At 71.4% G+C, this 26,350-nt stretch carries 21 protein-coding genes; 9 read left to right on the top strand and 12 right to left on the bottom strand.

The window, feature by feature from the left end:
* Positions 1-10 precede the first annotated feature (10 nt).
* Positions 11-460: a hypothetical protein gene (locus OG589_RS16885; RefSeq protein WP_405150126.1), complete on the bottom strand. Its 450-nt coding sequence runs from the start codon at positions 458-460 to the stop codon at positions 11-13.
* Between the two features lie 370 nt (positions 461-830).
* Between OG589_RS16885 and OG589_RS16880 the strand changes: the two genes are divergently transcribed.
* On the top strand, positions 831-1,718 hold the full coding sequence (locus OG589_RS16880; protein ID WP_405150124.1) for an alkaline phosphatase family protein: 888 nt from the start codon (positions 831-833) through the stop codon (positions 1,716-1,718).
* A 124-nt stretch (positions 1,719-1,842) separates the two neighbouring features.
* Positions 1,843-2,859 (top strand): hypothetical protein, encoded by a 1,017-nt coding sequence (locus tag OG589_RS16875; protein ID WP_405150123.1) that lies wholly within the window; start codon positions 1,843-1,845, stop codon positions 2,857-2,859.
* Here the strand turns inward: OG589_RS16875 and OG589_RS16870 are convergent.
* Positions 2,837-3,811: an acyl-CoA desaturase gene (locus OG589_RS16870; RefSeq protein WP_405150121.1), complete on the bottom strand. Its 975-nt coding sequence runs from the start codon at positions 3,809-3,811 to the stop codon at positions 2,837-2,839. The two genes, OG589_RS16875 and OG589_RS16870, sit on opposite strands and share 23 nt — an antisense overlap.
* Before the next feature lie 250 nt (positions 3,812-4,061).
* Between OG589_RS16870 and OG589_RS16865 the strand changes: the two genes are divergently transcribed.
* From OG589_RS16865 to OG589_RS16850, 4 genes are read left to right on the top strand one after another with little or no spacing between them, the layout of a single operon-like run.
* Positions 4,062-5,372 (top strand): cytochrome P450, encoded by a 1,311-nt coding sequence (locus OG589_RS16865; protein WP_405150119.1) that lies wholly within the window; start codon positions 4,062-4,064, stop codon positions 5,370-5,372.
* A gap of 2 nt (positions 5,373-5,374) precedes the next feature.
* The gene (locus OG589_RS16860) at positions 5,375-6,955 is read left to right on the top strand and encodes a peroxidase family protein (RefSeq protein WP_405150118.1); all 1,581 of its coding nucleotides are present in this window, start codon (positions 5,375-5,377) and stop codon (positions 6,953-6,955) included.
* Entirely contained in the window at positions 6,952-9,096 is a 2,145-nt protein-coding gene (locus OG589_RS16855; RefSeq protein WP_405150116.1) for a hypothetical protein, read from the top strand. The genes OG589_RS16860 and OG589_RS16855 overlap by 4 nt, the downstream gene beginning before the upstream one ends.
* Before the next feature lie 17 nt (positions 9,097-9,113).
* Entirely contained in the window at positions 9,114-9,356 is a 243-nt protein-coding gene (locus OG589_RS16850) for a hypothetical protein (protein WP_405150114.1), read from the top strand.
* A gap of 64 nt (positions 9,357-9,420) precedes the next feature.
* On the opposite strand, the gene OG589_RS16845 is transcribed toward OG589_RS16850, so the two are convergent.
* Complete coding sequence (locus tag OG589_RS16845) at positions 9,421-9,966, bottom strand: SgcJ/EcaC family oxidoreductase (RefSeq protein WP_405150112.1); 546 nt, start codon at positions 9,964-9,966, stop codon at positions 9,421-9,423.
* A 68-nt stretch (positions 9,967-10,034) separates the two neighbouring features.
* Positions 10,035-10,604: an SgcJ/EcaC family oxidoreductase gene (locus OG589_RS16840; RefSeq protein WP_405150110.1), complete on the bottom strand. Its 570-nt coding sequence runs from the start codon at positions 10,602-10,604 to the stop codon at positions 10,035-10,037.
* 287 nt (positions 10,605-10,891) lie between these two features.
* Here OG589_RS16840 and OG589_RS16835 point away from each other — a divergent pair, with 287 nt between their 5' ends.
* Together OG589_RS16835 and OG589_RS16830 are read left to right on the top strand one after the other, a co-directional pair.
* Positions 10,892-11,794 carry an NAD(P)-dependent oxidoreductase gene (locus OG589_RS16835; RefSeq protein WP_405150108.1) on the top strand — a complete coding sequence of 301 codons (903 nt, stop codon included), beginning with the start codon at positions 10,892-10,894 and terminating at the stop codon, positions 11,792-11,794.
* Positions 11,795-11,814: 20 nt separating this feature from the next.
* Positions 11,815-12,570, top strand: coding sequence for an SDR family oxidoreductase (locus OG589_RS16830; RefSeq protein WP_405150106.1), 756 nt, complete (start codon positions 11,815-11,817; stop codon positions 12,568-12,570).
* Between the two features lie 59 nt (positions 12,571-12,629).
* On the opposite strand, the gene OG589_RS16825 is transcribed toward OG589_RS16830, so the two are convergent.
* The 8 genes from OG589_RS16825 to OG589_RS16790 all read right to left on the bottom strand — a co-directional run bounded on the left by OG589_RS16825 (position 12,630) and on the right by OG589_RS16790 (position 24,727).
* The gene (locus tag OG589_RS16825) at positions 12,630-16,145 is read right to left on the bottom strand and encodes a S8 family serine peptidase (protein WP_405150104.1); all 3,516 of its coding nucleotides are present in this window, start codon (positions 16,143-16,145) and stop codon (positions 12,630-12,632) included.
* A gap of 191 nt (positions 16,146-16,336) precedes the next feature.
* Positions 16,337-17,818: an L-arabinose isomerase gene (gene araA, locus OG589_RS16820; protein ID WP_405150102.1), complete on the bottom strand. Its 1,482-nt coding sequence runs from the start codon at positions 17,816-17,818 to the stop codon at positions 16,337-16,339.
* Positions 17,815-18,477 (bottom strand): L-ribulose-5-phosphate 4-epimerase, encoded by a 663-nt coding sequence (locus OG589_RS16815; protein ID WP_405150100.1) that lies wholly within the window; start codon positions 18,475-18,477, stop codon positions 17,815-17,817. Before OG589_RS16815 ends, araA begins: the two co-directional genes overlap by 4 nt.
* Positions 18,474-20,147 (bottom strand): ribulokinase, encoded by a 1,674-nt coding sequence (araB, locus tag OG589_RS16810; protein WP_405150098.1) that lies wholly within the window; start codon positions 20,145-20,147, stop codon positions 18,474-18,476. Before araB ends, OG589_RS16815 begins: the two co-directional genes overlap by 4 nt.
* Before the next feature lie 2 nt (positions 20,148-20,149).
* Positions 20,150-21,142 (bottom strand): galactofuranose ABC transporter, permease protein YjfF, encoded by a 993-nt coding sequence (gene yjfF / locus OG589_RS16805; protein ID WP_405150097.1) that lies wholly within the window; start codon positions 21,140-21,142, stop codon positions 20,150-20,152.
* Positions 21,139-22,185, bottom strand: a complete 1,047-nt coding sequence (locus OG589_RS16800) for an ABC transporter permease (RefSeq protein WP_405150095.1) — start codon at positions 22,183-22,185, stop codon at positions 21,139-21,141. Before OG589_RS16800 ends, yjfF begins: the two co-directional genes overlap by 4 nt.
* Entirely contained in the window at positions 22,182-23,693 is a 1,512-nt protein-coding gene (locus OG589_RS16795; RefSeq protein ID WP_405150093.1) for a sugar ABC transporter ATP-binding protein, read from the bottom strand. The genes OG589_RS16800 and OG589_RS16795 overlap by 4 nt, the downstream gene beginning before the upstream one ends.
* Before the next feature lie 62 nt (positions 23,694-23,755).
* Entirely contained in the window at positions 23,756-24,727 is a 972-nt protein-coding gene (locus tag OG589_RS16790; RefSeq protein ID WP_405150092.1) for an ABC transporter substrate-binding protein, read from the bottom strand.
* Between the two features lie 418 nt (positions 24,728-25,145).
* On the opposite strand from OG589_RS16790, the gene OG589_RS16785 reads away from it, so the two are divergent.
* On the top strand, positions 25,146-26,132 hold the full coding sequence (locus OG589_RS16785; RefSeq protein ID WP_405150090.1) for a LacI family DNA-binding transcriptional regulator: 987 nt from the start codon (positions 25,146-25,148) through the stop codon (positions 26,130-26,132).
* Positions 26,133-26,350: the final 218 nt, after the last annotated feature.

Raw genomic sequence — 26,350 nt, 5'->3', positions numbered from 1 at the left:
CGGACGCCTCCTAGGGGACCGAGATCTCGCACGGCCGCAGGCCGGTCGAAAGGCTGGCGATCCGGCTGTAGGCGGCCGGGGTGAGGTCGATCAGCCGGTTGCTGGCGCAGGTCGCGCCGCAGCAGCTGCGCTCGCCGCAGAACAGGTCGGTCTGCGGGCCGCAGTCGGCGATGGTGGTGACGACGCTGGTGCCGCTGCACAGGGCCGTGGTCCTGTGGCTGAACCCGCAGGTCCTCCGGGACATCGAGACGCCGCAGCTGTCGGGCCGGGTGATGGCCCAGCAGGCGTCGGAGGTGTTGGGCCAGGCGTGTTGCAGGCTCCCTGAGTTGCAGGTGCCGCAGGCTCCCTTGCCGGTGGTGCTGCACGGGCCCCAGGCCGCGCCGCAGCAGAACCAGGAGACCTCTCCTTGGACGGGTCCGAGTAAGTCGACGGGTGGGTCGGTGGACTGGCTGCGCGCCATGCGCGTTCTCCTTGGGGGTGAGGTGGGGGGTGAGGTCCGGAGTTCCCCGATCTGGTGGTGCAGTTGGCATGAAATTTCCTGACTTGTCCCATGAATAACATGTAATTAAATTTCGTCAATGCCCAAACTTGGGGCGCTTCGGCCCCGGCAGGGCGACCAGGGAACAGGGACGCGCGCGCCCGGCGGGTCGAGGGGACGTGCGCCCGGCGCCTTCGGGGGGTGCTCCGCGTGGCCGGGGTGTCGCGGTGCCATCGCGGCGGGGGAATGGCAACATAACTGTTCGGCTGGTATTCACCCCGTTCCACCGGAGGGGTAGGTCATTCCCGATTTAGCCTGACATGGCTTACCACCCCCCGTACGAAGGACAGTCATGGCCGTTTCCGCCGGCAAGGCACGCTCCCGCAGGGTGCTCCTCTCGATCGCGTCCGCCTTCGGCCTCACCGCCGGCCTGGGCCTGTGGTCAGGCACAGGGACGAGCTCCGCGGCCTCCGTGCCGTCGCCGAGCCACGTGGTCGTCGTCGTCATGGAGAACCACGCCTACTCGCAGGTCATCGGCAGCTCCAGCGCCCCCTACATCAACTCGCTGAAGACCGGCGGCGCCAACCTCACCCAGTTCTACGCCGAGACCCACCCCAGCCAGCCCAACTACTACGCCATGTTCTCGGGAGCCACCCAGGGCATCACCGGCGACGGCTGCGTCACGATCGGCTTCAGCTCCGCCGCGAACCTCGGCTCCGAGCTGATCGCGGCGGGGAAGACCTGGGCGAGCTACAACGAGGGCCTGCCCAGCCAGGGCTCCACGGCCTGCACCAGCAGCAGCGGGAAGTACGCGCAGAAGCACAACCCCTGGTTCGGGTTCCGCAACGTGCCCACCTCCACGGCCTACACGATGGCGCAGTTCCCGACGGACTACACCAAGCTGCCGACGGTCTCCTTCGTGGTGCCGAACCTCTGCAACGACATGCACGACTGCTCGGTGTCGACCGGCGACGGCTGGGTGAAGAGCAAGCTCGGCGCGTACGCGACCTGGGCGAAGTCCAACAACAGCCTCCTCGTGGTCACCTTCGACGAGGACGACAGGCTCAGCGGCAACCGCATCGCGGCCGTCGTCTACGGCCAGCCCGTCATCCCGGGCAGCACGTCCGCCACCACCTACAACCACTACAACCTGCTCCGGACCCTTGAGGACATGGCCGGCCTGACCGCGCACGCGGGCAACGCCGCCTCGGCCTCGGACATCACCGGAATCTGGAGCTGAGCTTGTACCTGGCTGAACGCGGCCCGGCCCCCGGCGCCACGTCCGAGGACGCGCCCCCACCCCGGGCCGGTCGGGCCGCTCAGCCGGGCCGGGCCGCCTGGGCGATCCCCGGGGCCGAGGCCCGATGACGACCCGGGCGCGCCTGGTCACGCTGCTGGTCGCGGTGGCGCTGCTGGCATCCCTCGCCTTCGCTTCGGTGTGGCACGCGGCGCGGCGGGCGGGAGAGCGCGACCGGGCACGGCCGGGCGGCCCGAGCGTCGCCCCCGGCGCCGTCACCCTCGACGGCGAGGGGCGGATGATCTTCCGCAACATGGCGTGGGGGGCGCACCGGGACGAGCTGGTCTCCGTGGCGGCCGCGGACCCGGGAGGGGCGCGCACCTCGGCCCCGATCCGCTGCCTGCGCTTCCACGCGGCGGCCGGCACCGGGGTCTGCCTGCGCAAGGTGGACGGCCCCATGCAGGAGACCTACTTCGCGTCGGTCCTCGACGTCCGGCTGCGGACGCTGCGCGACTACCCGATCGCGGGCATCCCGTCCCGCACGCGGGTCTCGCCGTCCGGGCACCTGGTCGCCTGGACGGTGTTCGTGGGCGGGGACTCCTACGCCGGGAGCGACTTCTCCACCCGCACCTCGATCGTCGACACCCGGACCTGGACGCCGACGCCGACCCTGGAGGCCTACGCGATCGTCAAGGACGGCAGGCCGTACCACGCCTCCGACGTGAACTTCTGGGGTGTCACCTTCGCCGACGACGGGCACTTCTACGCGACCCTCGCCACCAAGGGCGAGACCTACCTCGTGCGCGGCGACATCGCCGCCCGCACGGTCACCACGCTGCGCCCCAACGTCGAGTGCCCGTCGCTCTCGCCCGACGGTACGCGCCTGATCTTCAAGAAACGGGTGCCCGGTCTCAGCCCGGACGAGCCCTGGCGGCTGTACGCGCTGGAGCTGCGCACCATGCGCGAGACGCCGCTGGCCGAGCCGCGCAGCGTCGACGACCAGGTGGTCTGGGCGGGCGACCACACCGTGATGTACGCCCTGGCGGGCGACTTCGGCGCCGACCTGTGGTCGGTGCCCGCCGACGGGTCGGGCGCGTCCAGGCGGGTGGCCCTCGCCGCGCTCAACCCGGCCTTCGTCGGCTGAGGCCGGCGGCCGGAGCCCGGCGGGCGAGCAGGCGCGCGCGGTCCGGCCAGCGCACGGCGTACGCCCAGCCCGCCCGCTCGAACCAGCGGATCAGCCGGGCGCTCGGGTCGAGCTGCCCTCTGAGCACGCCGTGGCGGGCGCACGTCGGCTCGACGTGATGCCAGTTGTGCCAGCCCTCGCCGAGGGTCAGCAACGCCACCCACCGGACGTTGGACGAGCGGTCCCTGGTCATGAAGGGCCGCTCGCCGAAGGTGTGGGCGACGGAGTTCACCGACCAGGTCACATGGTGCACCACGGCGTAGCGGACCAGGCCGCCCCAGAACAGGGCGGTCCACATGCCCGCCCACGACATCGCCCACAGTCCCCCCGCCGCCGCCGGTAGCAGGAAGGACAGCACCGCGACGGCCGGGTAGGCGGAGTCGAACCGCCGGACGTCCGGATCGGCCATCAGGTCGGGCACCCAGTGCTCGCGGCTGGAGCGCCGGCGCGCGGTGAAGAACCACCCGACATGGGCGTGCGCCATGCCCCGCAGCAGGGCGGGGCCGCTGTCGCCGTAGCGCCACGGCGAGTGCGGATCGCCAGGCCGGTCGGCGTACTTGTGGTGGCGGCGGTGCTCTGCCGTCCACAGCGTGACCGGGCCTTCGAGCGCCATGCCGCCGGCCAGCATGAGCGCGACGCGCAGCGGCCTGCGGCACTTGAACGCCCGGTGGGTGAAGTGCCGGTGGTAGCCGATCGCGATGCCGAAGATGCTGATCAGGTACATGACGACGGCGATGACCACGTCGCGCGGGCCGACGCCCCACCCCCAGGCGGCGGGCACGGCCATGGCCAGGATCAGCACCGGCAGGACGACCAGGGCGATGAGGTAGGCGGTGCGGCGCCCGGCCGTGACCGTCACCGTCTCGGCCGTGCCTCGCTCCGGATGGGCCGGCGGGAAGGCCGACATGGTCATGCTCGCTCCCTGTGGTCGTCGGGTCACGTCTGGTGCGCGGTGCGGCCACCCATTCAACGGCCGGGCGGCCGGGCGGCGGGAGTTGCCTGGAAGTGACGCATCAATCACGTACGGCAGGCAAGGGACCGCAATCTGTAGCTATTCTAGGGTCGACGTGACTCGGCGTTCCATCACAACTACGCAAAGTGGCGGTCTCGGCCGGGTCGCGGGTCCGGTGGCGGTTCACACGTGAGACGGAGGGTCCTACGGCATGGGTGCTGTCGATCAGGCGACCGCGGGCGACCATCTGGAGCGGTACGACGCGGCCATGGCCCGCGATCCGATGTCCGCGTTCGCCCTCGTACGGGAGTGGATGCGCACGGACTGGCGCGCCTTCTTCGCGGTGCTGCGCGAGCAGAGGCCCATCTTCGTCACCCCGGCCTTCACCGTCGTGACCCGGTTCGCCGACGTCACCGAGGTGCTCTCCCGGGAGGAGGTCTTCTCGGTACGGGCGTTCGGGCCGCGCCTGGACGCCGCGCTGGGCGGTCCGTTCATGCTCGCCAGGGACGCCACCCCGATGAACTGGCGCGAGAAGGGCCTGATGCAGGTCATGCTCCCTCCCGAGGACGCCGCGCGCCTACGCGGGCTGGCCGGGCGCCTCGCGGACGAGGCCCTGGACGCCGCGTCGGGGCGAGGGCGCGTCGAAGCCGTCGGCGAACTGTTCCGGCACGTCGCCCTGCGCGTGTGCGCCGAGTACTTCGGGCTGCCCGGGCCCACTCCCGAGACCCTGTCGAGGTGGACCAGGGCCGTGGTCACCGACGGCTTCGCCAACTACCAGGGCGACCCCGAGATCCGGGCCGCGTCGGTCCTCGCGGGCGAGGAGATGATGGACTACCTGCGCGGGCTGCTCGCCGAACGCCGCGCCGCCCTCGACGCGGGGCGGGTGCCGCCACCCGAGGACGTCTTCTCGCGCCTCATCCGCACGACGCTTCCCGCCGAACTCGACGCCGGCGACGAGCGCATGCTGATCAACATGGCGGGGCTGCCCCTGGGGTTCCTGGAGAGCGGGCCCGGAGCCATGGCGGAGGCGGTCGAGCAGATCATGATCCGCCCTCACGTGCTGGCGCAGGCCGTGGAGGCCGCCGCCGACCCCGATCCGGCCCGGTTCGACGGCCATGTCTGGGAGGCGCTGCGGTTCAGCCCGTTCTTCAAGCTGCTTCCCCGCGTGTGCGAGCGCGACCACGTGCTCGCCGCCGGCACCCCGCGCCGTACGGTCGTCCCCGCGGGCACGTTCGTGCTCGCGGCCCCTGCCTCGGCCATGTTCGACGCCGACGCGGTGGAGGAGCCCGAGGAGTTCCGCCTCGACCGTCCGGGGCACGTCCGGCTGTTCTTCGGCCACGGCCACCACGCCTGCCTCGGAGTGCACCCCGCGAGGGCCGTCATCTGCGAGGTGGTGCGCCGCCTGCTCCGGCGCCCCGGCGTGCGCCTGCTCACGCCGCCGGACGGTGCGGTGGTCCGCGCCCACGGCATCTTCCCCGACCGGTTCGTCCTCGGGCTCGGCCCGCAGGGGAAGGGGGAGTGACGGTGGAGCCCAGCACGGCCAGAAGCATCGCGACCGACGGCGCCGCCAACCGTCTCAGGTTCCTGGCCCTGACGCGCGGACGCCCGTTGTGGGATCTCGCGCAGCGCGTCCAGCCCGTGCGGCGGCGCCTCAACGCCTCGCTGATCGACCACGCGGTGCGCGAGATGCCGCCACGGCCCGAGCCGCTGAGCACCATGGCCGACTACACCTCGTGGGCCTCGCTGACCGATCGCACGTTCAGCGGGCGTCACATGCCCCCGGTCGCGGGGGCCGGCGGCGGGCGCCCCACGCCGGAGCGCGCCGCCGACCTGTTCACCCGCGGCGACACCATGATCCCGTGTCCCCGGTCGACCGTGCTGTTCGCGTACTTCGCCCAGTGGTTCACCGACGGGTTCCTGCGCGGCGACACCAACGTCCCGAGGGACCCGCGCAAGAACAGCTCGAACCACCACATCGACCTGAACCAGCTCTACGGGCTCGACGCCAGAGCCACCGCCGCCTTGCGCACCTTCGAGGGCGGGCTGCTCAAGAGCCAGACGCTCGACGGCGCCGAGTTCCCTCCCTACCTCTGCGAGAACGGCGCCATCAAGCCGGAGTTCTCCGCGCTGAGCGTGATCCGCTTCGCCGAGCTCACCGTCGCGCGGCGCGACACGCTGTTCGCCACCGGCAGCGACCGGGGCAACATCCAGATCGGCTTCACCATGCTCACCGTGCTGTTCCTGCGCGAGCACAACAGGGTGGCGCGCCTCCTGGCCCGCCACTATCCGCGCTGGGACGACGAGCGGCTGTTCCAGACCACCCGCAACATCCTCATCGTGCTGCTGATCAAGCTGGTGGTCGAGGAGTACATCAACCACATCACCCCGTACCACTTCCGCTTCACCCTCGACCCTCGGCTGTCCACCATGCTGGCCCGCGCTCCCTGGCACCGCGAGAACTGGGCCTCGGCGGAGTTCAACCTGGTGTACCGCTGGCACAGCCTGATCCCCTCCACCCTGTGCGTGGGCGGCAGGGAACTGCCGATGGCGGACACCTTGGTCGGAGGAGCGCTGATCCCCGGTCCCGGTCTCGGCCGGCTGTTCGAGGAGGCGTCCCTGCAACGGGCCGGTCGCATCGGCCTGTTCAACACCGACCCCGTGCTGCGCGAGGTCGACATCGCCAGCGTCGCCGAGTCGCGCGCGCTGAACCTCGCCCCCTACAACAGCTACCGCGAGCACTGCCGCTTCCCCCGCGTGCGCCGCTTCGAGCAGGTCTCCGGCGACGCGCGGGTGGGCGAGGCGCTCCGCGAGCTGTACCGAGGGGTGGACGACCTCGATCTGTACGTCGGCCTGTTCGCCGAGGAGCCGGGGGACGCCAACGCCATGCTGCCGCCGCTCCTCACGAAGATCATCGCCATCGACGCCTTCTCGCAGGCGCTGACCAATCCGCTGCTGGCCTCCCGGGTGTTCACCACCGCGACCTTCTCCCCGTACGGCATGAAGATCATCGCCACCACGCGCACGCTGTCCGACGTGCTCCACCGCAACGTCCCCGAGGACCCTCGGCCGCGCTTCGTGAGCCTGACCAGGCGGGAGGAGCGGTGAACGACCGCGGCGCCCCGGCGGCGAGGCCGCTGCGCACGGCGGCCCGCGAGCTGGCCGAGATCGGGGCGGCGATCCAGGAGACCTCCGCCCACGCCACGGCGGCGCTCGCAGACGGCGCCGTGCTCGGCGCGCTCTGGCGCGCCCCGGCCGAGGGCTACCGCGCGCAGCGTGCCCTGCTGCGCGCGGTGACCGATCGCCGAGGGCTCGGGTACGCGGTCGCGGGCGGCCGGCTGGGCGGGCTCGCGGCCAGGGCGGGCGGCATGGTGGGCGCCGAGAGCCTGGCCGTGCTCATCCTGGCGACCTCGCTGCGGCTGCGCATCGCCGCCGTCACCGAGGACCACCCCGAGCTGGCCGGCGACCCTCTGATGGGCAGGCTCATCGAGGCGGTCGGCGCCGACCGCGACATCCAGTCGCTCAGGGCGCTGCGCGCCCTGCTGAAGGACCGCGGCGCGGTGCGCACCCTCAGCGGGCTCGCCCCGGTCTTCGGCGAGGTTCTCGCCCTGCGGGCCCTGCTGGACGAGAACCCCCTCAACGACACCGCCGCGTGGCTGATCGCGACCGGGGGAGGGTACGCCACCGCCGATCCCATAACCGGCATGAGCAACAGGGCCATAGCGGTGCTCGACACCGGGGAGGGGGCCGCCCGGCGCCTGGAGCTGGACGCCTCCGAGGCCGCGCGGCTGACCTCCCACGGGTCGCTGCTCGGCTTCCTGCGCAACATCGGCGTCGTCGGCACGACCGGGCGCATGCTGATCCAGAGCGTCACCGGCCCGGACGGGGTGGTCCGCCACGTCGTCCAGGTGCCCGGCATGAGGCCGGGGCGGCTCGACAACGACACCCCGCAGGATCTTCTCGGCGCCTTCAGCAGCGCCGTGCTCGACAGCGGGCCCTACAGCCGCGCGCTGGTCAAGGCCATCGACGACTCCGGCATCCCGAGTGGAGCCGAGATCGCCCTGATCGGGCACAGCGCCGGCGGCGCGGCCATCATGAACCTCGCGCAGGACCCTGCGTTCTGCGCCCGTTACACCGTCACCCACGCCGTGGCCATCGGGTCGCCGGTCGACTTCAAGAGACCCGCCGACCCGCGCACCTGGGTCGCCAGCGTCACCAACCAGCACGACATCATCCCCACCCTCGACGGGCAGGGCGCGGGCGGCTGCTTCGACCTGCACCCCGGCTGGTACGTCGTGGACTACTCCGACGCGACCCACCTGTTCCCGATCTGCCACAGCATCGAGCACTACACCGCCAACATCGCCGACGACCTGCCCGAGGCCCGCGACCACATCGACCAGGCTCTCACCCCCTACCGGGGACCGGTCACCCGCTCACAGGCCTACCTCCTGTTCGACCATGTCCCCTACCCCGAGGGCTTTCCCTTCCTCACCGTGCCCACCTACCGGGCCGCCACGCCGGACGGGGCGATCGAGCTGCCGATCAGATGCCAGGACGGAGCCGCCCTCACGGCGTACTTCGCGGTGGATCCCGGTGCGGCGGCGGCCCTGCTGGAGGGCACCGGGCTCGGGCCCGCCGTCCAGGTCGCGGGGCGCGCCCTGGTCGCCGTCCACGCGTCGTCCAACCGGCGCACCAGCATCGGGGCCTACCGCGAGGTGAGCCTCGGCATCGTCGTGCACGACCCGTGGCGGGCCACGTCGCTCAGGGTGTGGCCCGACCTGTTCAGGAGGGCACGCCGCCGGCGCTCCGGCAGTGGGCTGCTCGGCTCCGTGGTGGACACCGAGGCGGTGTCGGCCGTGCCACCGGAGGTCTGGGGGTGCGAGCCGGCTCTGGCCGACCTTCGGATCGAGCTCACCGCGAGGTCCTTCCGCATCGCGGCCGGCGGCCCGGACGGCGGGTTCCTGTCCTTCCGTGGCCGGCTGGGCCCGGGAATCCCGGTGAGGGCCCCCGATCTGGTCGGCTATTCGCACCACGAGGGCACCACGCTGCGGTCGTGCGTCGAGACCCGGGGCCGGGGCCGGGTGCATCCGGCGCCACGGGGCCGCCTGGTCGTCGGGCAGGCGGCTCACCCCATGGCCGGGCACCTGCGGGCGCTGGGCCTCGACGGCGCCCGCCCGGTGCTGTGCCTGTCCGCCCTCGCCAACCAGACGCTGCGGGGCGCAGGTGTCCCGGTGCGCACCACCTGACCGAAGGAGCATTCCGGATGCCCGCCGTTCCAGAAGCGATCGCCGTCCACGCCGGGGTCCTGCGGTCCGACGCCCTCGTGCTCGCCGACTGCGCCGAACGTCTGCGCGACATCGAGGCCCGGCTGGAGGCCGAAGGCGCCGCGCCCGCGTGGCTGAGGGAGACCGTGAACGCCCACATCGCCGCCTGCCTCACGGCCTCCGCCGATCTGGCCGAGGCGGCGACGCGACTGGACGTCTACGCCGACCGCACCCGCCGCTGACCCGCCCGCGCGGCTCGGACGGACGCTTCCTGGCATTCGGCCACTCGGACGCGGGCCCCGCCCGTCAGCGGCGGACGAGGGTGTTGTGGAAGGACCTGACGAGCCACTGGCCCGACTGCTTGACGACGATGCTGGTGTTCCACGAGAGGGTGTTCGGGTGGCAGGTCCGCTCCGAACCGAAGAACACGCAGCCCTTCCTGATGATGAAGGCCGTCGAGGGGTTCAGCAGGTGGATCTTCTCTTCGACGGTGTGGATGCGGCTGTTCTTGAGCTGGTTGCCGAGGTAACGCTGGAACTTGGTCCCGATCTCGTCGCGGGTGCGCAGGTGATCGCCCGTGACGTTCACGAAGTCGGCGTCCGCGGTGTACGTCGCGGCGTACGCCTTGCCGTTGCCTCGGGCCCAGGCGTCGGCCTGCTGCTGCCAGAGCCGGGCCAGGGCGGCGAGCTCGGTGTCGTAGGTACCCGCCGGTCGCGAGCCGGCCGGTGCCGAGCGCGCGTGGCTCGCCGGCGTCGTGGTCCCGGTGGGCGTGACGGCGGCGTTCAGCGCCATACCGAGCCCGCTCGCGAGAGCCAGGCTGATCGTTCTCCTCGCGTATCGATGAATGCCCATCTGTGCCCCGTTCGAAGATGGTGAGGGAGGCGTTTCCCCTGTGACCCGGGCCGTGTGGCGGCTCGCGGTCAGTCTCTGGAGAATTTCCTGAACGACGGGAGCGGCGCGTTCTGCTGCCGCATGAGGGTGTTGTGGAAGGACGTGACCATCCAGCGGCCCGAATATTTGACGGCGAGGCTGGTGTTGATCGATCGCGTGTCCGGGCGGCAGGCCTTCTCGGCGCCGTAAAGCACGCAGTCCTTCCGGAGGATGATCGCCATCGTGGGAGACACGAAGCGCACCTCTTCCTCCATTCGGAGGATATGAGTGTTCTTGAGGTGATTATTAAAGTAGTACTGGATTCTCGTGGCTATCGAGTCGCGGGTGTGGAAGTGCTCGCCCCTGATGTTGATCAGGTCGGCATCGGTGGTGTAACTCCTGGCGTACGCTCCGGCGTCCCCCCGGGCCCAGGCGTCCGCCTGCTGCTCCCAGATGCGGCGCAGAGCCGCGCGGTCTGTGTCGGTCTGGTCCTTCCGCGGCACCCCTGATACGGCCGGTGCCGCCGCGTCCACGGCCGGCGTCGTGGCTTCCCGTGGCGTGGCGGCGCCGATCAGCGCCATCCCGAGCCCGCCGATGAGAGCCAGGCGGATAGTTCTCATCTTGCATCGATGAATGTCCATCCATGCCCCCGTTTGAAGTCCGTGCGTAAACCTATAAGCGGTTCCCCTTCCTTAAGGGCGGCGTCGTGCGAGTCCTCTACCGGTATTCCCCTATGTGTCCGATTTAGTACATCAGGTGGGATATGCCCTATCGCTCGGTGCGCGGAAGGGGCCGAAATGAACCATGTCCCGGGAGGTGTGGCGCCACCCTGGCGAGGAGAGCATCTCTAGCGAGCCTCCGTTGCCGGGGGCGGGGGCCGCGACAATGCGGCAAGGGGGGATGACCTATGCGGATAGCTGTACTTGGGATGGGTCACATGGGCCGCGCGGTGGCCGGCCGGCTGCTCGCGCAGGGGTACGACGTGGCGGTCTGGAACCGTACGCCCGGCAGGGCCGCCGAGGTGACCGGCGCCGGGGCGGCCGAGGCGTCCTCGCCGGCGGAGGCCGCGCGGGGCGCGGAGGCGGTGCTGATGTCGCTGGCCGACGACCGCGCCGTCCTCGACGTCATGGAGGGGCTGACCGGGCTCGACGCCGATCCCGACGGGCCGATCGTGGTCGACATGAGCACCGTCTCCCCGGAGACCTCCCGCAGGCTCCGCGACATGGTCCCCGGGCGCCGCTTCCTGGCGGCGCCGATCATCGGCGCGCCGCAGACCGTCTTCGCGAGCATGGCCTCCAGCCTGGTCGGCGGCGACCGCAGGCTCCTGGACCGGCTGGAGCCCGTCTGGTCGCGGGTCTTCTCCGTCCACTGGTACTGCGGCGAGGACCCCGGGAGCGCGACGGCCTTCAAGCTGCTCAACAACTTCCTGCTGATGTCAGGAGTCGCCGCCCTCGCCGAGGTCGTGGCCGCGGCCGAGGCCGCCGCGCTGGACATGAAGCTGCTGCGCGAGGTGCTCTACCAGTGGCCCACCATCCCGCCCGCGATCCTCAACCGCGTCGACGACGTCATCGCCGGTGAGCACAAGGGGTGGTTCCCCACCCGGCTCGGCGCCAAGGACGTGCGGCTGCTCAACGAGCTCGCGGAGTCGAACGGGCTCTCGCTGCCCATCGCCCGTGTGGTCGAGCGGCGCTACGAGCAGGCGGGGGAGCGCGGCTGGACCGAGGCCGACATCGCCGCCGTCGTGGAGGTGGTCCGCGCGGAACGCCGCCAGGAACCGGGCGTCCCCACAGCGGCGCCGGGCCGGGCATGAACGAGAGGCGGCACCCGGTCATGACCGGGGACACCACCGCCAGGCCGGCGACGGCGCTGGTCACCGGTGCGAACCAGGGCATCGGGCGCGAGATCGTCGCGCAGCTCGCGGAGCTGGGCATGACCGTGCTGCTGGCCGCCAGGGACCCGCGCCGCGGTGAGGAGGCGGCGGCGGAGCTGCGATCGGACAAGGCCGACGTGCGGGCGATCCAGCTCGACGTCACCGACCGCGCGTCCGTCATGGCGGCCGCGCGGCACGTCGGCGATCACTTCGGCGTGCTCGACGTCCTGGTCAACAACGCGGGGATCCTCGGCGACCTGCCCGGGCAGGATCCCGGCGGCGCCGAGGTGGACGTCGTCAGGGAGGTGTTCGAGACCAACGTCTTCGGTGTCATCAGCGTGACGACCGCGATGATCCCTCTGCTGCTGCGCTCGGCGGCGGGACGCGTCGTCAACGTCACCAGCGGCCTCGGCTCGCTCACGCTGATGTCCGACCCGGACGGCCACTTCGCCCGGCGGCCACCCTCGCTGGCCTACGTGCCGTCCAAGACCGCGCTCAACTCGCTGACCGTCCAGTACGCCAAGGCGCTTCGCGAGCACGGCATCCTGGTCAACGCGGCGGACCCCGGCCCGTGCGCGACCGCCTTCACCAGGGGCGTCCCCGGCCTCACCCGCACCGCCGCCGAGGGAGCCGCGGTCGCGGTGCGGCTCGCCACCCTCGGCCCGGACGGCCCGACCGGCGGCTGCTTCGGCGAGGGAGGCCCGCTTCCCTGGTGAGCCGAGCCGCCGGCCCGCCCCGCCATGGAGGCGGGACGGGCCGGCGCGGGTTCAGGCCACTACGGGGTGGCCTTGTCGGGACGCTCGGAGATGCGGATGGCGTTGACGATGGGATCGCCGACCCGCTCGGCGAACCGCACGTTGAGCTGGCCGTCGGTGACCTTCACCGTGTACTGCCGGTTGACGGCGGTGTACGTGCCGGCCTCCAGGGCCAGGTCCAGCGCGGGGATCGCGAGCTGGCCCTCGACGATGACGTCGAAGACGCGCTTGCCCTCGCGCATGCTGCGCGTCTCGGCGAAGCCCAGCTCGACGGTGTACGTGCCGTTGGGCACCTGGTCGAACCGGTACTCCAGCATCTTCTCGCGGGCACGCTTGAACAGCTCCTGCTCGGTGGTGCCCTGGATCGGCTTGCTGCTCGTGCTGGTGCTCGTACTCGTGCCCACGTAGCCCGACCCGCCCGCGACGTACTTGCGGTCGGCGGTCCAGCGGTCGCCGGCGGCGTCGAGGAGGTCCTTGGTGGCGCCCACGTCGATGGCCACCTGGTGCTTGGGCACCACGACGGTCACGAGGACCTCGATCTGCGGGTTCCTGCCGCTCGCCGAGCGCACCAGCAGCCTGCCGGTGCGCACGGTGCCCGGCTGCACGCCCGCGCTGGAGGCGGTGACCTTCAGCGTCACCGACTTGCCGGTGGCCAGATCGCCACCGGCGGGCGTCACGGCCAGCCAGCTCTGCGCGGGATCGGTCACGACGGTGTAGGCCGTGGCCGTGCCCAGGTTGGACAGCTCGACCGTGCCCGTCCTGGTGGTCCCGGCCGGCATCACCAGGGTCAGCTCGCCGACCGAGGCCGTCACGCGGCCGGTGGCCAGGGCGGTGTCGACGCGGGTCACGGCCCCGGCGGTGATCGTGACCTCCTGGCTGAAGGTCCCGTAGTCGGCCTTGGAGACCTGGACCGTGTAGTCGCCCACGAGGATCTGCCCGAGGAACGTGCCGTCCTCCCCGGTGGTGTAGGTCGCCACGTCGCCGACCTTCACCGTCGCGCCCGGCACCGGCCTGCCGTCGTTGGCGTCGGTGACCGTGCCCCTCAGCAGCCCGTGCCGGCTCGCGGCGAAGGTCAGGCTCTGGCCGTCGGTCAGAGCGGCGCTGTTGTAGGAGTACTGCAGCGCGTCGGTGCCCCCCGCGTTCTCGACGCCGATCGTGGCGCTGGTGCCGGAGGCGCGCTCGTTGGTGACGCCCCGGTAGCGGTACCCGATGGAGCCGTCCTCGCCGAGCAGCGCCGAGAACGAGATGCGCTGGCTCGCGTCGGAGTAGAACCGGGCGCCGCGCCATTCGACGACGAAGGTGCGCTTGGGCGCGGTCCCGATGGTGGCGGTGTAGACGCCGGACTGGTCGTCCAGCACCAGGTCGTCCCAGTAGGGGTAGACCGCCCCGTTGGGCGCGGCGGTGGAGGGCAGGGACGTGTTGTTCGCCGTGGTGCTGGAGGCGGTGAAGCTCAGGAACCCGTTGCTGCTGATCCACCCGCCGGTGTAGCCGGTGCCGTAGAAGGGGAAGGTGAACGGCAGCGTGATCGGCTGGGCCGCGTCGTCTCCGGTGAGCGCCTGCTTGGCGGTGCCCGCGACGTAGGTCTCCGAGCCGGACGTGCAGGTGTAGCCGAAGGTGTCGGCGCGGCGCGGGAGCTCGATGTCCTTGGTCAGGTCGCCGTTCACCGTGATCGGCACGGTGAGGCCGCCCGCGCACCGGGACAGCGGCGTCGTCTTCAGGTCGTAGGCGCCGTCCGGCAGGGTGAGCCGGTAGTGGCCCGCGGCGTCGGTGACCGCGCTGACCGGGGTGCCCACCGCGGCGACCGTGGCGCCCACCTCGGGCGCGCCCCCGGCCGTGACCGTTCCCGACACCGTGCCCGAGGGCCGCGGCGCCATCGTCACGTCCTCGGTGGCCGTCTGGTCGGCCACGACGGTGACGGTCGCGGTGGCGTCGTCGTACCCGAACTTCTGGGCGGTGAGCCGGTAGTCGCCCTCCAGCAGGCGGGGCAGCGCGTACGTCCCGTCCTGCGCGGTGGTGATCGTACGGCTCAGCGGACCGGTGACGGTGAGGGTGGCCCCGGCGACCGGCGAGCCCGCCGCGGTGACCGTTCCCTTCAGGCCGCCGAGCGCCCCGGTCGGCGCGGCCTGGACCGCCGCGAGGGCGTCGAGCCTTCCCTCGCCCCAGATGTTGTTGTCGGCGGCCGTGCCGCCGCAGCGGGTGTCGTCGACGTCGATGGCGGTACGGTCGAGCAGCGCCCTGGTGCCGGCGATGTCGCCCTGCAGGGCGGGGGAGGCCGACCACATCAGCGCCACCGTGGCCGCGAGGTGCGGGCTGGCCATCGACGTGCCGGAGAAGCTGTCGTAACCGCCGGGAATGGACGAGCGGACGTCGACGCCGGGCGCCGCGAGGTTGGGCTTGATCTCGCCGTTCTCGCCGGAGCCCCGGGTGGAGAAGCTGGCTATGGCGTTGTTGACGTCGAACGCGCCCGCGCTGTAGCTGGAGATGTACTGGCCGGGGGAGCCGCTGGAGTTGCAGCCGGCGTTGGTGACGTTGCCGTTGGCGAAGGCGGGGAAGATGCCCGCCGCGACCCACGCCTCGACGATCTCCTTGTACCAGGGGTCGAAGCCCGCGCCGCCCCAGGAGTTGTTGACGATGTCGGGTGCCAGGTCGGGGCGCGGGTTGCGGCCGTTCAGGTCGGTGGGGGCGAGCATCCACTGGCCGGCGGCGAGCAGGGAGGCGTCGGTGCAGCTGTTGGTCTCGCACCCCTTGGCGGCGATCCACTTCGCGCCGGGCGCCACGCCGATGGTGTTGGCGCCGCCGTCGCTTCCCACCATGGTGCCCATGGTGTGGGTGCCGTGGTCGTTGTTGTCGCACGGCGCGGCGCTCGGGCACACGCCCGCGGGGTCGAACCAGTTGTAGTTGTGGTCGAGGGTCCCGTCGGTGTTCCTGCCGCGATACTGGGCGGCCAGCGCGGGGTGGTCGAACTGCACGCCGCTGTCGATGCTGGCGACCACGATGCCCTCGCCGCGCACGCCGAGCTCGTTCCACACCTTCGGCGCGTTGACGCGGTCGATGTTCCACTCGGTCGCCTGGACCTTCGCGACCGCCTTGCCGGGCAGCGGCTCGGGCAGCTTGGTGACGCGGGTGGGCTCGATGCGCTCCACCTCGGGCAGCTTCGCGATCTCCGAGGCCAGCTTGGCGCCGCCGGTCACCTGGACGGCGTTGGCGATCCAGAACGGGGTGAAGTCGGCGCGCTCGGCGGTGAGGAGCGCGCGCAGGCCCGCCTGGGACGAGGCGGCCAGCTCGGTCTTGGCCCGGAAGACCTGCTCGGCCTTCTCGATCTTGGTCTTCGCCCGGCGGGCCGAGCTGAGGTCGGCGTCGCTCTTCAGGCGGACCCAGAAGGTGGCCTTGTCGTCCGCCGCCAGCTTCGCGAGGACGGTTTTGTCGATCTTGTCCGGGTCGGGCGCGGCCTGGGCCACTCCCTGGGGTAACAAGAGGGTGAGAGCCGTGAGGGTCCCGATCAGGACCGCTCGCAGTCGTCGTGGGGCGATGGACACGCGATCTCCTTCACGCCGGGCGGGGGTTTCCCGCCGGGGAAAGTGACGTGGGCGGAGCGACGTGATCTTTACCGCCCACGTGGAGAATCGTGAATCGATCATGTCGACTTTTCAAGGACTTGACTCGCCGAAATGCGATTTGTCATAAAAATTAACGCGAACCCCCGCCGGCCCGTACGGACCGGCCCTCGTCAGAACCCCTGGGCGAGCCGGTAGTACGCCTGGTTCCAGCGCAGCTCCTGGGCGAACCCGCGGGAGGTGGTGGCGGCGTCGATCAGGACCAGCTCGACGCCGAGCATGTCGGCGAAGTCGGCCAGCTCCTCGGCCCCGACCGCCGCGGAGAGCACGGTGTGGTGCGGAGCCCCGGCGGTCAGCCACGACTCGGCCGAGACGCGCAGGCTGGGACGGGGCCTCCATACGGCCCGGGCGACCGGCAGGCTCGGCAGCGGCTCGGCGGGGGCGACCACGTCGATCTCGTTGGCCACCAGCCGGAACCGATCCCCCATGTCGGCCAGGCCTGCCACGATCGCGGGCCCGGGCCGGGCGTCGAACACCAGCCGCACGGGGTCCTCGCGCCCGCCGATGCTCAGCGGGTGGATCTCGCACGAGGGCGTTCCCGAGGCGATGGACGGGCAGACCTCCAGCATGTGCGCCCCGAGGATGACCTCCTCGCCCGGCGTCAGGTGGTAGGTGTAGTCCTCCATGAAGGACGTGCCGCCCGCGAGCCCCGCCGACATGACCTTCATCGTGCGCAGCAGCACCGAGGTCTTCCAGTCGCCTTCGCCGCCGAACCCGTAGCCGTCGGCCATCAGCCGCTGGACCGCGAGCCCCGGAAGCTGCCGCAGCCCGCCGAGGTCCTCGAAGTTGGTGGTGAACGCCTTGAAGCCGCCGTCCGCGAGGAAGTGGCGCAGCCCCAGCTCGATGCGCGCCGCGTACCGCAGCGACTCGTGCCGCTCACCGCCCGCCCGCAGCTCCGGGGCGACGAGATAGCCGTCCTCGTACTCCTTGACCAGCGTGGTCACCTCCGCGTCGGAGGCCGCCGCGACCGCGCCGACCAGGTCGTTGACGCCGTAGGTGTTGACCGAGACGCCGAACCGCAGCTGCGCCTCGACCTTGTCCCCCTCGGTGACCGCGACGTCGCGCATGTTGTCGCCGAACCTCGCCACCCTGAGCGAGCCCACGTCGGCGCGTCCCGCCGCGGCCCGTGCCCAGGCGCCGACGCGCGCCACCACCGCCGGGTCGCTCACGTGCCCCGCCACGGTCTTGCGCGGCACGCCGAGCCTGGACTGGATGTAGCCGAACTCGCGGTCGCCGTGCGCGGCCTGGTTGAGGTTCATGAAGTCCATGTCGATGGAGCTCCACGGCAGTTCCCTGTTGGCCTGGGTGTGCAGGTGCAGCAGCGGCCTGCGCAGCGCGTCCAGCCCGGCGATCCACATCTTGGCCGGTGAGAAGGTGTGCATCCACGCGATCAGGCCGCCGCAGTCCTCGTCGGCGTTGGCCTCGAGGCACACCCTGCGGATGGCCGCCGCGTCGGTCAGCACGGGCTTCCACACGACCTCGAAGGGCAGCGACCGGCCGAGGGCGGCGGCGATCTCCTGGGACTGGCCGGCCACCTGCCGCAACGTCTCCTCGCCGTACAGGCCCTGGCTGCCGGTCAGGAACCAAAGCTTCACAGGTGACTCCTCTGTCCATAGACGTTCTGGTAGCGGTCGTGCAGACGGTCGATGTCGGCGGGCGCGATCGGCAGCGGCTCGCCGAGCTGCCGCGCCACGTGCACGGTGCGGGCGACGTCCTCGCACATCACGGCCGCCTTGACGGCGGCCTCCGGCGAGTCGCCGATGGTGAACACGCCGTGGTTCCGCATGAGCACGGCGGGGGAGCGGTGGCCGGACAGCGTGGTCACGATGCCCTTGCCGATGTCGTCGCCGCCGATCAGGGCGAACGGCCCGACGGGGATCTCGCCGCCGAACTCGTCGGCCATCGCGGTGAGCACGCAGGGGATCGCCTCGCCGCGCGCGGCCCAGGCCGAGGCGTAGGTGGAGTGAGTGTGCACCACGCCGTTCACCTGCGGCAGGTGGCGGTAGGCGTAGGCGTGCGCCGCCGTGTCGCTGGAGGGGGAGAAGCCGCCCTCGACCAGGTGGCCGTCCAGGTCGCACACGACCATCGACTCGGGGGTCAGGTCGTCGTAGGAGACCCCGCTCGGCTTGATGACGAACAGGTCGCCGCCGGGCGGCCGCCCGGAGACGTTGCCCGCGGTCCAGGCGACGAGGCCGTAGCGCACCAGCTCGGCGTGCAGCCGGCAGACCGTCTCGCGCAGCTCTTCCAGCATCATGCTCTCGCCTCGTCCCTGACCGCGCGGAGCCGGTGCATGAGCTCCCCGCCGGCGAAGTGGTCGTGCAGGCGGCGGTACTCGGCGTACAGCCGGTCGTACGCGCCGGCGCGCGCGGCGTCCGGCACGTACGCGGCCGTCGTGCGCCTGCCCATCGCGGCCGCGGCCCCGGTGATGTCGTCGTACGCCCCGGCCGCGACGGCGGCGTGGATGGCAGAGCCGAGCGCGGGCCCCTGCTCGGAGCCGATGGCCGACAGCGGGCGGCGCAGCACGTCGGCGTAGAGCTGCATGAGGAAGGGGTTCCTGAGCAGCCCGCCGGCGACGACGAACTCCTCCACCGGCACCCCTGAGCTCTCGAACGCCTCCACGATGACGCGGGCGCCGAACGCGGTGGCCTCGATGAGCGCCCGGTAGAGGTCCTCCGGCCTGGTGGCGAGCGTCTGGCCGACGACCACGCCAGAGAGGTTGTGGTCCACCAGCACCGAGCGGTTGCCGTTGTGCCAGTCGAGCGCGACCAGCCCGTGCGCGCCGACCGCCTGCGCGGCGGCCAGCGAGGTCAGGTACTCGTGGACGCCGAGCCCGAGCCCTTCGGCCCGCTCGGTGTAGGAGGCGGGCACCGAGGTCTCGGCGAACCAGGCGAAGATGTCCCCGACGCCCGACTGGCCCGCCTCGTACCCCCAAAGGCCCGGGACGATCCCGTCGCGCACCACCCCGCACATGCCCGGCACCTCCGCGAGCCGGTCCGAGGACATGACGTGGCAGGTGGAGGTGCCCATGATGGCGACCATCTGGCCCGGCCGCACGGCGTCCGCGGCGGCGGCGGTGACGTGCGCGTCGACGTTGCCGACCGCCACCGCGACGCCCTCGGGCAGGCCGGTCCACTCCGCCGCCCTGGCGGTCAGCCGCCCGGCCAGGCCGCCGAGCGGGGACAGGTCGTGGCCGAGCTTGCCGGTGAAGCCGGCGAACCCCGGGTCGAGCGCGGCCAGGAAGTCCTCGGAGGGGTAGCCGCCGTCCTGGTGGATGCCCTTGTACCCGGCGGTGCAGACGTTGCGGGTCTCCACTCCGGTGAGCTGCCAGACGATCCAGTCGGCGGCCTCGATCCATCGCTCCGCCAGGTGGTAGACCTCGATGTCCTCCTGGAAGACCTGCAGGCCCTTGGCGAACTCCCACTCGGAGGAGATCTTCCCGCCGTAGCGCGGCAGCCAGGGCTCGCCGCGCTCGGCCGCGAGCGCGTTGATCCGGTCGGCGTGCGGCTGGGCGGCGTGGTGCTTCCACAGCTTGGGCCAGGCGTGCGGGCGGCCGGGCAGCAGCTCGCACAGCGGCGTGCCGTCGGCGGTGGCGGGCAGCACGGTGCACGCGGTGAAGTCGGTGCCGATGCCGATGACGCGCGAGGCGGGCACCCCGGCCACGGCCAGCGCCTCCGGCACGGCGGTGCGGAGCACGTCGATCCAGTCCCTCGGCGACTGCAGCGCCCAGTCGGGGCCCAGGCGCACCCCGCCGCCGGGCAGGGTGTCCTCCATGACCCGGTGGGCGTACTCGTGGACCGCCGAGCCCAGCTCGGCGCCGTCCTCGACCCGCACCACGACGGCGCGGCCGGACAGGGTGCCGAAGTCCACGCCGATCACATAGCGATTTTCGTTAACGCTCACATTGACTCTCAGGATCGGGGTCATGGTCAGTGCCGCTCCTTGCGGGCGCCGATCAGGCGCTGCAGGAGGATGAACGCGAACAGGAGCAGGCCGATGAAGATCTTGGTCCACCAGGAGCTGAGGGTGCCCTCGAAGCTGATGATCGTCTGGATCAGCCCGAGCACGAGCACGCCCAGCACGGTGCCGAGCAGGTAGCCCGAGCCGCCGGTCAGCAGCGTGCCGCCGATGACCACGGCGGCGATGGCGTCCAGCTCCATGCCGACAGCGTGCAGGCCGTACCCGGACAGCATGTAGAACGAGAGCAGCACCCCGCCGAGCGCCGAGCAGAAACCGCTGATCGTGTACACCGCGATCTTGGTCCGGGCCACGGGGAGCCCCATGAGCAGGGCCGACTGCTCGCTGCCGCCGACCGCGTAGACGTTCCTGCCGAGCCGGGTGTAGTGCAGCACGTACGCCCCCACCAGCACGGTGACCACCGCGATCACCACGCTGGGGGAGACCCAGACGCCGGCGCCCAGGGGCACCTTGGTCTGCGCGAACGCCGTGAAGGTCGGGTCGGTGATGGAGATGGACTCGGTGCTGATCGTGTAGCACAGGCCCCGGGCGAGGAACATCCCGGCGAGCGTCACGATGAACGGCTGGATCTCGAAGTAGTGGATGATCGCGCCCATCCCCAGGCCGAGCGCCGCGCCGATCACCAGCACCAGCGCGATCACCGCCGGGGCGGGCCAGCCGTGGTGCGTGACGAGGCTCGCCGAGATCATGGTGGACAGGGCGACCATCGAGCCGACCGACAGGTCGATGCCCCCCGTCAGGATCACGAACGTCATGCCGGCCGCGACCACGAGCAGGAAGGCGTTGTCGACGAAGACGTTGAGCACGACCTGGCCGCCGGCGAAGCCCCTGTACCGGATGCCTCCGGCGGCGAACATCGCCGCGAGCAGGCCGGTGGTCACAAGGACGGGCACGTACTTGCGCGGCAGCGCGCGGCCGGCCGCCAGGATGCCGGCGGTCGTCATGCCGGGACCCTCACCTTCTCCTTGGGCGCCGACGGCGCGCGCGGGGGACGCCGGCGGCGGCGGAACGCCTTCTCCCGGAAGGCCGGGGACTGCAGCAGGCACACCAGGGTCACCACCAGCGCCTTGAACAGCAGTGTCGTCTCCGGCGGCACGCCGATCGAGTAGATGGTGGTGGTCAGCGTCTGGATGACGAGCGCGCCGAGCACGGTGCCGGACAGCGAGAAACGGCCGCCCGCCAGCGAGGTGCCGCCGATGACCACGGCGAGGATGGCGTCCAGCTCGATCCACAACCCGGCGTTGTTGCCGTCCGCGCTGGAGACGTTCGAGCTGACCATCAGCCCGGCGACGCCCGCGCACAGCGCGCAGAAGGTGTAGACCATGATGATCACCCCGCGCGAGCGGATGCCGGCCAGGCGGCTGGCCTCGGCGTTGCCGCCGACCGACTCGATCAGCAGGCCGAGGGCCAGGCGGCGGGTGAGGAAGGCGGTGAGCGCGAGCACGGCGAGCACGACGATGATGCAGAACGGCAACGTGAGCCAGTACCCGCCGCCGATGAGCTTGTAGGTGGTGCTGTTGACCGTGATGATCTGGCCGTCGGTGACGAGCTGCGCCAGGCCGCGTCCCGCGACCATGAGGATCAGCGTCGCGATGATCGGCTGCATGCCGGCCCCGGCCACCAGGAAGCCGTTCCACGCGCCGAGCAGCGAGCAGAGCGCGAGGGTGACCCCGGCGGCGGCCAGCACGCCGCCCGCGGAGTTCTGGTCGGGCAGGTCGCTGATCCGCAGGCACGCCAGCGCTCCCGCGATCGCGACGACCGAGCCGACCGACAGGTCGATGCCGCCGGTCGCGATGACGAGGGTCATGCCGAGCGCGACGAGGATCAGGGGTGCGCCGAACCTGGCGATGTCCACCAGGCTGCCGTACAGGTGGCCGTCCTTGATCTGGACGGACAGGAAGCCGTCGGTGAAGGCCAGGTTGAGCAGCAGCAGCGCGACCAGGACGACCACGGGCCACAGCAGCCGGTGCCGCAGCAGGGTCGTCATGAGGGGCCTCCGCTCGCGATGGTCTCCATCAGCGCCTCGCTGGTCAGGTTCCCGCCGTTGGAAAGCTCCGCCACCAGCCGGCGGTCGCGCAGCACGCCGACCCGGTGGCTGAGCCGCAGCACCTCCTCCAGCTCGGCGGAGATGAACAGGACGGCCGTGCCGCCGTCGGACAGCTCGGCCACCAGGCGCTGGATCTCCGCCTTCGCGCCGACGTCGATGCCGCGCGTGGGCTCGTCCAGGATGAGCAGGCGCGGCCGCAGGATCAGCCAGCGCGCGAGCAGCACCTTCTGCTGGTTTCCGCCGCTGAGGTTCCTGACGAGCCGCCCGGGGTCGGCCGGGCGGATGTTCAGCGCCGCGATGTACCTGCCGACCAGCTCCTCCTGCCTGCCCCGCGGGATCGGCCTGGTCCAGCCACGCGTCGCCTGCAGGGCGAGGAGGAGGTTCTCGCCCACGGTCAGGTCGGGAATGAGCCCCTCGGCGCGCCGGTCCTCCGAGCAGAAGGCGATGCCGTGGCCCATGGCGGCCCGCGGGGTGCGCAGGGCGGCCTGCTCGCCGTCGACGCGCACCGAGCCGGTGCTCGCGTGGTCGGCGCCGAACAGCAGCCTGGCGATCTCGGTGCGGCCCGAGCCGAGCAGCCCGGCCAGGCCGACGACCTCGCCCTTTCCGATGGTGAGGGTGAAGGGCTCGATCGCCCCGGCCCTGCCCAGCTCCCTGGCCTCCACCAGCGGCGGGCCCTCCCGCGCCGGCGGCCTGCCCTCCAGCTTCTCGAGGTCGGCCAGCTCGCGGCCGATCATCTTGGCGACCAGCTCCACCTGCGGCAGCTCACCGGTCGGGTACTCGCCGACCAGCCTGCCGTTGCGCAGGATCGTCATGCGGTCGGCGATCTCGTAGACCTGGTCGAGGAAGTGGGAGACGAACAGGATCGCGATGCCCTGGTCCTTCAGGCGCCGCATCACCCTGAACAGCTGGGCGACCTCGCCCGCGTCGAGGCTGGACGTGGGCTCGTCCAGGATCAGCACCCTGGCCTCGACGTCCACGGCCCTGGCGATCGCCACCATCTGCTGGACGGCGAGCGAGTAGGAGGAGAGCGGCGCCGCCACGTCGAGGTCGAGCTCCAGGCGCGCCAGCAGCTCGGCGGCCCGGCGGCGCGTCTCCCGCCACCTGATGCGGCCGAGCCGGCGTGGTTCGCGGCCGATGAAGACGTTCTCCGCGACCGAGAGGTTGGGGCAGAGGTTGACCTCCTGGTAGACCGTGCTGATCCCCGCCCGCTGGGCCGCCAGCGGGCTCGCGAAGGCGACGCGGCGGCCGTCCAGCTCGATCTCGCCCGCGTCGATGTCGTGGACACCGGTCAGCACCTTGATCAGCGTCGACTTGCCCGCGCCGTTCTCTCCCATGAGCGCGTGGACCTCGCCCGGCAGCAGCCGGAAGTCGACGCCGTCCAGCGCCGTCACGCCGGGGAACCGCTTGCCGATCCCGCTCATCCGCAGGATCGGGTCCGGTGTGGCCATGGCGCCCTCTCCTCTTCCTCGTCGTCGTACGGGACGGGCCGGCTGTGGCGGCCCGCCCGGGATCAGTACTTGCGGCTGGGCAGGGCCTGCTTGGCCTGCTCCTGGGTGAAGGCGGTCTCCTCGGTCACCACGCGGGCGGGCACCTGCTCACCCTTCACGACCTTCTTGGACAGGTCCATGAGCTGCGGGCCGAGCAGCGGGCTGCACTCGACGATGTAGTTGATCTTTCCGTCCGCCAGGGCCTGCATGCCGTCGTGGACGGCGTCAATCGTGATGATCTTGATGTCCTCGCCGGGCACCTTGCCGGCGCCCTCGATGGCCTCGATGGCGCCGAGGCCCATGTCGTCGTTGTGGGCGAACAGGACGTCGATCTTGGGGTTGGCCTTCAGGAAGGCGTCCATGACCTCCTTGCCCTTGGCCCGGGTGAAGTCCCCCGTCTGCGAAGCGATGATCTTGAATTTGGGGTCGGCGGCGATGACCTGGCCGAAGCCGGCCTTGCGATCGTTGGCGGGAGCCGAGCCGGTGGTGCCCTGCAGCTCGACGATGTTCACCGGGTCCTTGACGTCCTTGTACTGGTCGACCAGCCACTGGCCGGCCTTCTTCCCCTCCTCGATGAAGTCCGAGCCGAGGAAGGTCCTGTACAGGCTGGTGTCCTTGGAGTCCACGGCGCGGTCGGTGAGGATCACCGGGATCCTGGCGTCCTTGGCCTCCTTCAGCACGGTGTCCCAGCCCGACTCCACGACGGGCGAGAAGGCGATGACGTCGACCTTCTGCTGTATGTAGGAGCGGATCGCCTTGATCTGGTTCTCCTGCTTCTGCTGGGCGTCGGAGAACTTCAGCTCGACGCCCGCCGCCTTGGCCGACTCCTGGACCGACTTGGTGTTGGCGGTGCGCCAGCCGCTCTCCGCGCCGACCTGGGCGAAGCCCATGGTGATCGTGCCGTCGCCGCCGGAGGTGGCGCCGCCGCTCCCGCAACCGGCCAGAGCTGCCGCCAGGGCGGCGGACAGTAACAGCGTCGTGATTCTCTTCACCACTGTGGGGGTCCTTCCTGCTGTGAGCGCCGGGTCCGCCGTCCGGACCGGGCGCCCTGGTCATGTCGCGGACGGTCGGCGCGGAGAGAAGGTGCCGGTCCCGGGATGGTCGTCCCTTCCGTCATCTGGGCAAGACTGTGAACGCTAACAACAATGCCGGTCAAGCGATTTCAGGGTCACGGTATGGTTACGTCGAAACGTGCCGTTAACCGTCCTCGACCGCCGGAACCCCCGCGATTGTGCGCGCTAACAGCGCGACCTCGCCCGTGTCACCGCCCGCCGGGGCATGGGTGTCACGCGGCTCGACCGGCCCTGGGACACTGGCACTGCGCCGTGGGCCGCACGGCCGCCGCGCGCGGCCGGCCCGTACAACGACCGAGTGAGGTAGCCAGTGAGCACAAGGAGCGTTCGCGAGCCGGCCATGACGGACGTCGCACGCCTCGCCGGAGTCTCGCACCAGACGGTGTCACGGGTGCTCAACGGTCACCCGAACGTCCGTGAGCAGACCCGGCTCCGCGTGCGCGCCGCGATCGCCGAGCTGGGCTACCGCCCGAACCGCGCGGCGCGCATCCTGGTCACCGGGAAGTCCCAGGTGATCGGCGTCATCGCGCAGAGCTCCACGCTGTACGGGCCGATGTCGATGCTGTCGGCGTTCGAGCAGGCCACCGGCGCCTCGGGGTTCGCCGTGAGCGTCGGCAGCGTCCGCAGCCTCGATCGCCGCTCCGTGGCCGAGGCCGTCGAGCGGCACCTGGACCAGCGGGTGGCCGGCATTGTGATCATCGCGCCGGTGGTCGCCGCCAACGAGGCCCTGGACGACCTGCCGGCCGACGTCCCGCTAGTCACCATCGACGGCGATCCCGAGCGGTCGATCCCGCTGGTCACCGTCGACCAGGAGGCCGGCGCCCGCGACGCGACCCGGTTCCTGCTCGAAGCCGGCCACCGGACGGTGTGGCACGTGTCCGGGCCGGCCGACTGGTTCGACAGCGCCGGGCGGGTCAGGGGGTGGCGGCGGGCGCTCGAGGAGGCGGGCGCCGAGGTGCCGCCGCTGGTGTCCGCCGACTGGACGGCCGCCTCCGGTTACCAGGCCGGGCAGATGCTGGCCCGGATGGACGAGGTCACGGCGGTCTTCACCGCGAACGACCACATCGCCCTCGGCCTGCTGCGGGCGCTGAGCGAGCGCGGCCGTCGAGTCCCGGGCGACGTGAGCGTGGTGGGCTTCGACGACGTGCCGGAGGCCGGCTACTTCATCCCGCCGCTGACCACCGTCCGCCCGGACTTCAACGCCGTCGCGACGGCGAGCCTCGGCGTGCTGCTGCGGCAGATCGACGAGGGGGAGCGCGGGTGCGAGCGGCGCACCATCGCGCCGGAGCTCGTCGTGCGCGACAGCGTCGCGCCGCCGCGCGGGTGATCGGGCCCCGCCTGCCGCCGGTGACGCCCACCTGCCATTGGTAACGCTCACTCGGACCGGCGCCTATTAGGAATTCCTGGCCCGCGAGGGTTTCCGCCTTGTTACAGCGAAGTTATCGGACGCTATTGACAGGCAAATTGTTAGCGATAACACTAACCGCTCAGGCGTAGGGCGCAGAACGCTCGCCTGACAGGGATACGGGAGGTCGCCGTCCATGC

This window comes from Sphaerisporangium sp. NBC_01403, assembly GCF_045040145.1.
GTDB classification, from domain to species: Bacteria; Actinomycetota; Actinomycetes; order Streptosporangiales; family Streptosporangiaceae; genus Sphaerisporangium; species Sphaerisporangium viridialbum.
This window is presented reverse-complemented; position numbering and strand designations above follow the sequence as displayed.

Coding starts and splice junctions, on each gene's coding strand:
- OG589_RS16880 (WP_405150124.1), top strand. CDS start 831: ATGGCCGTTTCCGCCGGCAAGGCACGCTCCCGCAGGGTGCTCCTCTCG.
- OG589_RS16800 (WP_405150095.1), bottom strand. CDS start 22,185: ATGACGACCCTGCTGCGGCACCGGCTGCTGTGGCCCGTGGTCGTCCTG.
- OG589_RS16795 (WP_405150093.1), bottom strand. CDS start 23,693: ATGGCCACACCGGACCCGATCCTGCGGATGAGCGGGATCGGCAAGCGG.
- OG589_RS16875 (WP_405150123.1), top strand. CDS start 1,843: ATGACGACCCGGGCGCGCCTGGTCACGCTGCTGGTCGCGGTGGCGCTG.
- OG589_RS16840 (WP_405150110.1), bottom strand. CDS start 10,604: ATGAGAACTATCCGCCTGGCTCTCATCGGCGGGCTCGGGATGGCGCTG.
- OG589_RS16865 (WP_405150119.1), top strand. CDS start 4,062: ATGGGTGCTGTCGATCAGGCGACCGCGGGCGACCATCTGGAGCGGTAC.
- OG589_RS16815 (WP_405150100.1), bottom strand. CDS start 18,477: ATGATGCTGGAAGAGCTGCGCGAGACGGTCTGCCGGCTGCACGCCGAG.
- OG589_RS16845 (WP_405150112.1), bottom strand. CDS start 9,966: ATGGGCATTCATCGATACGCGAGGAGAACGATCAGCCTGGCTCTCGCG.
- OG589_RS16870 (WP_405150121.1), bottom strand. CDS start 3,811: ATGACCATGTCGGCCTTCCCGCCGGCCCATCCGGAGCGAGGCACGGCC.
- OG589_RS16885 (WP_405150126.1), bottom strand. CDS start 460: ATGGCGCGCAGCCAGTCCACCGACCCACCCGTCGACTTACTCGGACCC.
- OG589_RS16830 (WP_405150106.1), top strand. CDS start 11,815: ATGACCGGGGACACCACCGCCAGGCCGGCGACGGCGCTGGTCACCGGT.
- OG589_RS16835 (WP_405150108.1), top strand. CDS start 10,892: ATGCGGATAGCTGTACTTGGGATGGGTCACATGGGCCGCGCGGTGGCC.
- OG589_RS16850 (WP_405150114.1), top strand. CDS start 9,114: ATGCCCGCCGTTCCAGAAGCGATCGCCGTCCACGCCGGGGTCCTGCGG.
- araB (WP_405150098.1), bottom strand. CDS start 20,147: ATGACCCCGATCCTGAGAGTCAATGTGAGCGTTAACGAAAATCGCTAT.
- yjfF (WP_405150097.1), bottom strand. CDS start 21,142: ATGACGACCGCCGGCATCCTGGCGGCCGGCCGCGCGCTGCCGCGCAAG.
- OG589_RS16785 (WP_405150090.1), top strand. CDS start 25,146: ATGACGGACGTCGCACGCCTCGCCGGAGTCTCGCACCAGACGGTGTCA.